General features: G+C 73.4%; 9 protein-coding genes and 1 pseudogene. 3 read left to right on the top strand and 7 right to left on the bottom strand.

The features are described from left to right. Positions 1 to 148: 148 nt before the first annotated feature. A complete protein-coding gene (locus G3I42_RS12675; protein ID WP_164285439.1) occupies positions 149 to 1042 on the bottom strand; it encodes an NADP-dependent oxidoreductase in 894 nt (297 codons plus the stop codon). A gap of 69 nt (positions 1043 to 1111) precedes the next feature. Here G3I42_RS12675 and G3I42_RS12670 point away from each other — a divergent pair, with 69 nt between their 5' ends. Next, entirely contained in the window at positions 1112 to 1696 is a 585-nt protein-coding gene (locus G3I42_RS12670) for a TetR/AcrR family transcriptional regulator (RefSeq protein ID WP_164285437.1), read from the top strand. 7 nt (positions 1697 to 1703) lie between these two features. Here G3I42_RS12670 and G3I42_RS12665 read toward each other — a convergent pair whose 3' ends face one another. Next, positions 1704 to 2237 (bottom strand): GNAT family N-acetyltransferase, encoded by a 534-nt coding sequence (locus G3I42_RS12665; protein WP_164285435.1) that lies wholly within the window; start codon positions 2235 to 2237, stop codon positions 1704 to 1706. Between the two features lie 147 nt (positions 2238 to 2384). On the opposite strand from G3I42_RS12665, the gene G3I42_RS12660 reads away from it, so the two are divergent. Beyond that, positions 2385 to 3146, top strand: coding sequence for an ATP nucleotide 3'-pyrophosphokinase (locus G3I42_RS12660; RefSeq protein WP_164285433.1), 762 nt, complete (start codon positions 2385 to 2387; stop codon positions 3144 to 3146). A gap of 55 nt (positions 3147 to 3201) precedes the next feature. On the opposite strand, the gene G3I42_RS12655 is transcribed toward G3I42_RS12660, so the two are convergent. After that, a complete protein-coding gene (locus tag G3I42_RS12655) occupies positions 3202 to 3846 on the bottom strand; it encodes a TetR family transcriptional regulator (protein ID WP_164285431.1) in 645 nt (214 codons plus the stop codon). A 168-nt stretch (positions 3847 to 4014) separates the two neighbouring features. Between G3I42_RS12655 and G3I42_RS12650 the strand changes: the two genes are divergently transcribed. After that, positions 4015 to 4779, top strand: coding sequence for an SDR family NAD(P)-dependent oxidoreductase (locus G3I42_RS12650; RefSeq protein ID WP_164285429.1), 765 nt, complete (start codon positions 4015 to 4017; stop codon positions 4777 to 4779). Between the two features lie 256 nt (positions 4780 to 5035). Here the strand turns inward: G3I42_RS12650 and G3I42_RS12645 are convergent, their stop codons facing one another. The 4 genes and pseudogenes from G3I42_RS12645 to G3I42_RS12630 all read right to left on the bottom strand — a co-directional run. Then, positions 5036 to 5731 carry a ribonuclease H gene (locus tag G3I42_RS12645; protein ID WP_164285427.1) on the bottom strand — a complete coding sequence of 232 codons (696 nt, stop codon included), beginning with the start codon at positions 5729 to 5731 and terminating at the stop codon, positions 5036 to 5038. A gap of 42 nt (positions 5732 to 5773) precedes the next feature. After that, positions 5774 to 6793, bottom strand: a complete 1020-nt coding sequence (gene ppk2, locus G3I42_RS12640; RefSeq protein ID WP_164285425.1) for a polyphosphate kinase 2 — start codon at positions 6791 to 6793, stop codon at positions 5774 to 5776. 195 nt (positions 6794 to 6988) lie between these two features. Next, positions 6989 to 8362 (bottom strand): NAD-dependent succinate-semialdehyde dehydrogenase, encoded by a 1374-nt coding sequence (locus tag G3I42_RS12635; RefSeq protein ID WP_164285423.1) that lies wholly within the window; start codon positions 8360 to 8362, stop codon positions 6989 to 6991. Between the two features lie 143 nt (positions 8363 to 8505). After that, positions 8506 to 9351: pseudogene (locus G3I42_RS12630) on the bottom strand (glycosyltransferase family 4 protein); the annotation flags it as partial.

Genomic DNA, 9351 nt, shown 5'->3' with positions numbered 1-9351 from the left:
CGCCCTCCGCACCACGTGGGAGCCCGACGGCACGGCCCGCGCGGAGATCACCTGGCCGGACGGCCACGCGCACACCGTCCGGCTCCCGGCGCCGCCACGGGCGTGAGCCGGGCGGCACCGGGGCGGGCGCGGGGCCCGCGCGGAAGGTTCAGACCAGGATGACGCGGCGTCCCCTCGTGTGTCCGGCCTGGCTGTCGCCGTGCGCCCGCGCCGCCTCGGCGAGCGTGTACGACTTCTCGACCGGGATGTGGAGCCGGCCGCGCGCGATCAGGTCGGCGGCCTCGGCGAGGGCGTCGGGCATGCTCCCCGCCGTGCCCGAGAATTGGACGCCGAACTTCGCCGCGTCCATATCGGCTATGGAGACCACGCGTTCCGGGTCCCCCGTCAGGTCCACGAGTTCGGCCAGGACCCCGGAGCCCGCCAGGTCGAGCGCCGCGTCGATCTCGCCGAGGCTCCGGACGCGCGCGGTCCAGCCCTCGTCGTAGGTCGTGGCGAGGGCCCCGAGCCCGCGCACGTACTCCTGGTTCGCGGCCCCCGCCGTACCGATGACCTTGATCCCGCGGTCGCGGGCGATCTGGAGGACGGCGGAGCCGACCCCTCCCGAGGCGCCGCTCACGAGGAGCGTCTGCCCCGGCCGCACGCCGACCTCGCGCAGTACGCGCAGCGCGGTCTCCACGACGGAGGGGTACCCGGCGGCCTCGGCGAACGTCAGCCCCTCCGGCATCGGCGCCCAGGCATCCAGGACGGCCAGCTCGGCGTAGGTGCTCGCGCCTTCGCCGAAGACACGGTCGCCGAGCGCGACACCGCGCGCCCCCGCTCCGATCTCGTCCACCACTCCTGCGGCGTCCAGCCCCACTCCCGCGGGCAGTTCGAGCGGGTGGGCGCCCAGGACCTGCCCCTCACGAAGTCTCCAGTCGACGGGGTTCACCCCCGCCGCCCGCACCGCGACACGTATCTGTCCCGGGCCGGCGTGCGGCTCCTCGGCCTCTGTCAGGCGCAGGACGTCCGGACCGCCGAATTCGGCGAAGCTCACTTTCTTCATGCCGGGAACGTAGCACTAACGGTTAGCTTTTTGAAACCGTTCTGGTTTCGCACCTGATAGCGTGCGGACATGACCGTGCCGACCGGGCGTCGTGAGCGCAAGAAGGCCGCGACCCGCCAGAAGATCGCGGACACCGCCATGCGGCTCTTCCTGGAGCGCGGATACGAGGCGGTGGGTATCCGCGAGGTGGCGGCCGAGGCCGACGTGGCCGTCACGACGCTGTTCGCGCACTTCCCCTCGAAGGAGGCGCTGGTCTTCGCGCGCGACGGGGACTTCGAGGAGGGTCTCGCCCGCGCGGTCACGGAACGCGCCCCCGGCGCGCCGCTCCTGCCGCCGCTGCGGGCGGAGGTCCACGCCCTCGTGCGGCACTGCACGGCGGAGGACGCCGCTCCGGTCTGGGGCATGATCGACGCGTCTCCCGCGCTGCGGAAGTACGAGGAGTCGATGCGGGTGCGCCACGCCGAGCGGCTCGCGGCGGCCATCACGGCGGACCCGGAGCTGTCCCGGACGCCGACGGCGAGCCGGGCACTCGCCCAATTCGTGCTCGACGCCTACGCCTTGGCCCGCGAGGCGGCCGATCCCGAGGGCGCGGTGGACGAGGTCTTCGGGATGATCGAGGCGGCCTGGAAGGTCACGGCCTCGCGCGACTCCTGAACCCCTCTCACCGCGGCCCTGCGGCCGGACCGCCCGGCGCCGTGAGCGTCACCTCGTGGTCCGTGAAGCCGTGCCGGCGGTAGAAGCGGAGCGCCGCCGTGTTGCTCGCGTAGGCGGAGACCTCGGTGCGGAAGGCGCCGTGGACGCGGGCCCAGTCGAGGCAGTGGGCGAGGAGGCGGGAACCGGTGCCCGCGCCGCGCATCGCGGGGCGCACGTACAGGCTCGCGAGCGTCACCGTCCGGACGGGGAGCAGGGGTTCGGGTGGGCGCAGCATCGCGGTGAGGTGGCCGAGCACCTTGCCGGCGCAGTCCGCGACGAGCAATAGCCGGGCGGGGTCGTCGAGTCCGGCGGCGAGCGCCGGGCGTCCGTGCTCCCTGAACCAGGCGGGGTCGGCGGCGGCGTCGCGCGGCCCGGCGTCCTCCGCGAAGAGCGCGGCCATCGAGGCGAGCAGCCCGTCGAGGTCCAGGTCGGTCGCGGGCCGCACGTGGACCACGGGCTCGGCCGCCGCCGGACCGCGCGGCACAACGGTTCGTTGGGTCATGCCTTCGACGCTAACGGCCACCACTGACAGAGCACCTCGGCGCCCGTCCGGGTGAGGGGGGCCGTCGTCCCGCCACCCGCTGGGCGGCGCGGCGTTGACCGGGTGTTTCCGATCCGTCGCGCTTGAGAAAGACCCGGTATTCGCAGCATGACCACTTCCCGTCACCACGCCGCCCTCCGCACCGCCCTGTGCGCGGCGGCAGCCGCCGTCCTGTCGCTCGCCGCCACCACCACCGCCACCGCCGACGGCGACCGGTCCGGCGGCTGGAAGGGCGAGGGCGGCCTCACCCTGACCAGCGCGCAGAACAACGCGGTCGACTCCTACTTGGCGGGCGCCCGGCGCGCGGAACGCACCATCAGCGTGCAGGTCCGCGCCGCCGCTTCGCTGACCGGAGCGGAACTCGTCGGCTTCGACAAGCGCCTCAAGAGCCCCGACTCGCTCAAGCGGAAGGTGGCGGGGACGCTCGTGGAGCAGCCCGGCCGCAACGTGGCATCCGTCCTGGCCGGGATCAGCGACGCCGTGCGCTACACCCTCCAGTGGGACGACACCACCTACACCTCGGGTGTCACCCGGGCCTCCGGCGCTCTGGCCGACTGGGCGAACGAGAGCACCAAGTGGTCCAACACCTGGGGCCGGACGAGCGGCTACAAGGGGCTCAACACCGGTTGGCGGGCGCCGCGTTCGGGGCAGCTCTTCGAGGTCCAGTTCCACACCCCGGCGAGCAAGCACGCCCAGGAGGCGACGCACACGCTCTACGAGGAGCAGCGTCTCCCCTCCACCAGCCCGGAGCGCAAGCGGGAACTCCAGCGGGAGCAGGACTCCCTCTTCGCGGCCGTGCCCGTCCCGGCGGGCGCGGAGTCCCTCACCGCGCCGGCGCCCCGGCGCGCGCCCGTCCCCGCCTCCGCGTAGCCGAGGCGTCCGAGCGGGTCCCCGGGGCCGTCCGCGGGACTCTCGCGGGACCCGCTCAGCAGCTCAGCCCCTCCAGCGCCGAGCGCAGTGCCGCCCGCAGTGCTTCCTCGTGGGTGCGGCGGTCGTCGCGGCCGCGGGCCCAGTGCTCGGCGCCGACGCGCATGGCGCCGTTCATGATGACCGCCTGGACGCGGACCGCGAGGTCGTCGGCGGGACGGCCGGTGCGGGCGGCGACGAACTCGGCGAAGACCTCCTCCGCCTCGTAGTGCATCTCCAGCCACACCGCGTGCAGCGCCGGTTCCTCGATGGCCATGGCGACGAGCTTCTTCGTCAGCCCGGCCTCCTCCGCTCCGCCGTCCGGCTCCTGCTCGGCCATCGCCTCCGTGAGCGGCCGGTCGGCGGGCCAGTCGCGGAGCTGCGCGATGGCCCGTTCGAGGCCGAGCGCGAGGAGCGGCTTCACGCAGTGCTCCTTGGACGGGAAGTAGCGCCACAGGGTGCGGGTCGAGATCCCGGCGGCGCGGGCGATGTCGTCCCCGGACGTCGCGGCGACGCCCTGGGCGCTGAAGAGCCGTACGGCCTCGATCGCGATCTCCCGCCGCGTCGCCGCCTTGCGCCGCTCCGTCAGGGGCGGTCGCCCGGTACGGGCCGCGCCGCGGCCGGTACCCGCCTCCGTACCCGCGCCCGTCTCCGTGTCCCTCATGCCGCTCCTCGTCGCCGCGCCGCCCTTCGGCTCCATTGTCCCTCGTCAGCCATTTCTGTCACCTGACGCCTTTATGTCATCGAGCGACAGAAAGAGGTACGCTCGGCGGTGTCGATACGGAACACACCGTTCCGCGCCGGCGGTACCGCCTCTGCACAGGGAGTCACCATGAGCACCACAGGCCTTGAGGGTCGCAGCGTCGTCATCACCGGCGCCGGTTCGGGCATCGGCCGCGCGACAGCGCTGAAGTTCGCCGCCGAGGGCGCGCGGGTCGTCGTCGCCGACCTCGACGGCGAGCGCGCGAAGTCCGTCGTCGCGGAGATCGAGCAGGGCGGCGGCAGCGCCTTCGCCGTCGTCGGGGACCTGAGCGAGCGGGCGGTGGTCGACGAGGTCGTGACGCAGACCGTCGAGCGCTTCGGCGGGATCGACGTGCTCGTGAACAACGCCGGGATCATGGACCGGATGTCGGCCGCCGGCGAGACCGACGACGCGGAGTGGGAGCGCGTGCTGCGCATCAACCTCACCGCGCCGTTCCTGCTGACCCGCGCCGCCCTCCCCCACCTGCTGAAGACCGGGCACGGCGCGATCGTCTTCACCGCGTCGGAGGCGGGGCTGCGCGGCAGCGCGGCGGGGGCGGCCTACACGACGTCGAAGCACGGCGTCGTCGGCCTCATGAAGTCCCTCGCCGTCATGTACCGGGAGAAGGGCCTGCGCACCAACGCGATAGCCCCCGGCGGCACGGCCACGAACATCTCGGTGAACGCAGCGGACGGCGCGCAGGGCCCGGCGACCATCGGCCAGTACATGGTGAACGTCGGCAAGCCCGCCCAGGCCGAGGAGCAGGCGGCGGCCATCCTCTTCCTGGCCTCGGACGCGGCGAGCAACATCAACGGAGCGCTGCTCCCGGTGGACAACGGCTGGGCGGCTGTTTGATTGCGTCGGCTGAGCCGAAGGGAGCGCGACGGTGTCGAGGCGCCCGTCGCGCGCAGGTCGCGAGGAACGAGTGACCGAGCACGTCGGGTGACTCGACACCGGCACGAGCGCTCCCGGAGGCGAAGCCGACGCCATCCAAAGAAGCGCGCGACGGTGTCGAGGCGCCCGTCGCGCGCAGGTCGCGAGGAACGAGTGACCGAGCACGTCGGGTGACTCGACACCGGCTTGGGCGCTCCCGGAGGCGAAGCCGACGCAATTAAGAGGCGCAGCCCACGTGGCCCCAGCCCTTGCCCACCTTCGTGATGTCCTCGCCCGCCGCGTAGGACTGGCCGCAGGCGCCGCAGCGGCCGGGGTACTTGGCCTTCAGGGTCGGGGCCTTGCCGCCGGACTTCGCGCCCGTCCTGCCGCCGGACTTCGCGCGGGTCGCGCCGCTCGTGCGGGCGGGTTCGGTGCGCGAGGCGCTCGGAGCGGGCGGCGCGGGGGCCCCGTACGCCGTCCCGGCCGCCTCCTGGCTGATCGCGCACTCGCTCGCCGCCTGGTCGGCGATCGCGTTGAGCGGGTCGCCGCCGACCTGGTGGGCGGGCACGTACCGGAACTCGACCTGGCGTCCCTGGAGCAGCGCGTCGATGGCCTCCACGAGTTCCTGGTTGGCGACCGGCTTGCCGGCCGCCGTCTTCCAGCCGCGCCGCTTCCAGCCGGGCAGCCACTCCGTGACGGCCTTCATGGCGTACTGGGAGTCCATCCGGACCTCCAGCGGGCGGACCGGGTCCGTGGTCTCCAACAGGCGGAGCAGGGCGGTGAGTTCGGCGACGTTGTTGGTGGCGGTGCCGAGCGGGCCCGCCTCCCAGCGCTCCGGGGTCCCCTCGGCGTCGGCGGCGACCCAGGCCCAGGCGGCACGGCCCGGGTTGCCCTTGGACGCGCCGTCGCAGGCGGCGATGATGCGATCTGACATCCCTCGATCATGCCAGTCGCCGCCGGGTGCGCGGACCACCCCTCACTCCTCGTCCGGACCCGGCACCCCGTCCTCCGGGTGCAGCCCGCGTCCGTGCCTGCTGCCCGCGAGCGGCGTCGGGGACAGGCTCGCGCTCTCCTCCCCCGGTTCCAGGAGCGTGTCGGCGGGTCCCACGATGAGCGGATCGGGGATGCCCACGACGGCCGGGTCCTTCGCCGGGTAGTCGAGCCGGGCGAGCAGGCTGCGCATCGCCTCCAGGCGCCCGCGCCGCTTGTCGTTGTTCTTCACGACCGTCCAGGGCGCCGCGTCGGTGTCCGTGGCGCGGAACATGTCGACCTTCGCCTCCGTGTACGCGTCCCACAGGTCGAGCGAGGCGATGTCGATCGGCGAGAGCTTCCACTGCCGTACGGGGTCGATCTGGCGGATCGCGAAGCGCGTGCGCTGTTCGGCGCGCGAGACGGAGAACCAGAACTTCACGAGCAGGACGCCGTCGTCGGTGAGCATCCGCTCGAAGACGGGGGTCTGGCGCAGGAAGTGGTAGTACTCGGCGGGCGTGCAGAAGTCCATGACGCGCTCGACGCCCGCGCGGTTGTACCAGGACCGGTCGAAGAAGACGATCTCCCCGGCGGAGGGCAACTGGCTCACGTACCGCTGGAAGTACCACTGCCCCGCCTCGCGCTCGGTCGGCTTCTCCAGCGCGACGACGCGCGCGCCACGCGGGTTGAGCCGTTCCGTGAAGCGCTGGATCGTGCCGCCCTTGCCCGCCGCGTCGCGGCCCTCGCACAGCACGACGAGGCGCTGCCCGGTGTCCTTGACCCAGCGCTGCATCTTCAGCATCTCGATCTGGAGGACGCGCTTGCGCTTCTCGTACTCGCGGCGGCCCACCTTGTGCGGGTACGGGTAGTTCTCGCGCCAGGTGTCGACGGGCCGGCCCGAGGCGTCGCGGAGCAGGGGGCGCTCGGGGCGGCTGTCGTCGATCGTCAGCCCGTCGAGGAGGGCCGCCCCCGGGTCCTCCGCCGCGCCGGAATCGGAGGGCGACGGGGCGGGCGAAGGGCTCGGCATGGGGCGGCATCCTCACGGGCGGGGGCGAAAGGCGGCCGGTCACGGCCGCTCTCTCGTCCCTACCCCCGCACCGGCGGGTACGCACTCCGGAAAGTGCGACCGGCGTACGCGCGGGGCGGCCGGGCCGTGGTCCCGCGCCCCGCGGCCGCGCGGACCGAGGGCGCCGTCGCGGACGGCGCGACCGCCGGCGGCGGGTCAGCGCCGTACGCGCACGAGCTTCTTGTTGGCGAACTCCTCCATGCCGTACTTGCCCAGCTCGCGCCCGACGCCGGAGCGCTTCACGCCGCCGAAGGGCAGTTCCGCCGCCGAGCCACTGGCCTCGTTGACGTAGACCATGCCGGTGTCGAGCTGCGCGGCGACGCGCAGGGCGCGCTCGGGGTCGTCGGTGGCGATCGCCGCGCCGAGACCGTACGGCGTGTTGTTGGCGAGGGCGACGGCCTCGTCCTCGGTCTCGACCTTGTAGATGACGGCGGCCGGGCCGAACAGTTCCTCCTGGAAGGCGCGCATGCCGGGACCGACGTTCGTGAGGACCGTCGGCTCGAACCAGGCGCCCTCGCGGTCGAGGGGCTTGCCGCCCGCGAGGAGGGTCGCGCCGTTCGCGACGGCGTCCTCGATCTGCGCGGCGAGGTTCTCGACGGCCTGGCGCGAGGAGAGCGGGCCCATGAACGTCCCGTCCTCGGTCGGGTCGCCGGGGGTCACGCCCTTCACGGTCTCGGCGAACTTGCGCGTGAACTCCTCGTACTGGTCGGCGAGGACGATGATGCGCTTGGCGGCGTTGCACGCCTGGCCCGCGTTGCCGTACCGGCCGAAGAAGGCGGTCTTGACGGCGCGGTCGAGGTCGGCGGGCTGGAGGACGAGGAAGGGGTCGGAACCGCCCAGCTCCAGGACGACCTTCTTGAGGTGGCGGCCCGCCTGTTCGGCGACGGCCGACCCGGCCCGCTCCGAGCCGGTGAGCGAGACGCCCTGCACCCGCGGGTCGGCGATGATCGTCGAGACCTGCTCGTTGCTCGCGAAGAGGTTGAGGTACGCCCCCTCGGGCAGGCCCGCGTCCTGGAAGATCTTCTCCATGGCGAGGGCGGACTCGGGGCACTGCGGGGCGTGCTTGAGCAGGATCGTGTTGCCGAGCATGAGGTTGGGCGCGGCGAAGCGGGCGACCTGGTAGTACGGGAAGTTCCACGGCATGATCCCGAGGAGCGGACCCATGCCCTCTTTGCGGACCACCGCGCTGCCGCCCGCGACGACGTCGAGTTCCTCGTCGGCGAGGAAGCCGGGACCGTTTTCGGCGTAGTAGCGGTAGATCGAGGCGGTGAGGTCGATCTCGCCGCGCGCCTGGGTGACGGGCTTGCCCATCTCCCGCGTGATGAGCGAGGCCAGCTCCTCCTTGCGCGCGGTGTACAGCTCGGCGACGCGCTCCAGGACGGCGACGCGGTCCTCGACAGCGCTCGCGCGCCAGGTGCGGTAGGCGCCGGCGGAGCGGTCCAGGGCGTCCTGGATCTCGACGTCCGTGGCTTCGGGGAACTCGCTCTCGGTCTGGCCGGTGGCGGGGTTGACGACCTTGTAGGCGGTCATGGTGTCCCTTCGTGCGGTACGGGGGTGGAGTGCGGTGCTGTCTCCTCTCACCGTCTCACCGACCGGCCGGGAACCATTCGCGGGGGCGCGCGTCTTTTCCCCGGGATGGCGCCGTGACCAGGCAGGACGCCTGCGGCGCGGGCTCAGTCGGCGGGCAGCCGGGCGGTCCGCTCGCCGGTGTCGCGCATGAGGAGCGAGAGATCGCCCCGTACGTTCACGAAGGGCCGCACCCGTGTGGTGCCGCCCGCCGGGTGCTCCAGGGACGTGTACGGCAGCACGGCGACCCTCTTGCGGTCGACGAGGTCGCCGAGTACGCGGCCCAGGGGGACGGGGGCGACGCCCGGCTCGGGGAGCAGCGCGAAGTCCCACACGTCCTGCGGGGCCGCGTGCCCGGCGAGCGGCATGACGTAGGGGAGCCGGAAGCCGAAGCGCCCGCGGCCCTGGTCGCGCGCGGCGAGCAGGAAGCTCTCACTGCCCTCCTCGCGGGCCTTGACCCGGACCATCGCGCCGCGCGGCAGGGAGCGGACGATGCCGTGGAGCTGGGCGGTGACGAGGAGCCCGGACTCGCCGGTCTCCAGGGCGAGGATCTCGGCGTGCGCCGGTCGCCGCCAGGCCCGTATCGCGAGATAGCCGTCCTTCGTGCGGTACGGAATCCAGTGCGCGAAGCCCGTGCCGTCCTCCAGCGGCGGCAGCCCGGGCAGCGCGCCCTGCTCCACGAGCCCGGCGCGCAGTCTGCGGCGGGTGGTGCCCGCGAGGAGGTAGGTGTCCCAGCGGCCCTCGTCGAGGCGGTGGGTGGCGCGGCCGAGGACGGCGGGCCCCGGCTCGGGGACCGGGACGCGCACTTCGCGCGCCGCGGGGTCGTCGCGGAGGGCGAGGAGGAGCTGGTACGGGCCGGGGAAGGGCGCCGTGGGGCGTATCTCGATCGCGCCCGTGGGCGTGACGAGCGCCCCGGCCGAGGTGCGGGGGCGCGGGGCCTTGCGCGGGGGGCG

Source organism: Streptomyces sp. SID11385 (assembly GCF_010548245.1).
GTDB lineage: Bacteria > Actinomycetota > Actinomycetes > Streptomycetales > Streptomycetaceae > Streptomyces.
The sequence above is the reverse complement of the archived record's forward strand: the minus strand, read 5'-3'. Positions and strand labels throughout refer to the sequence as shown.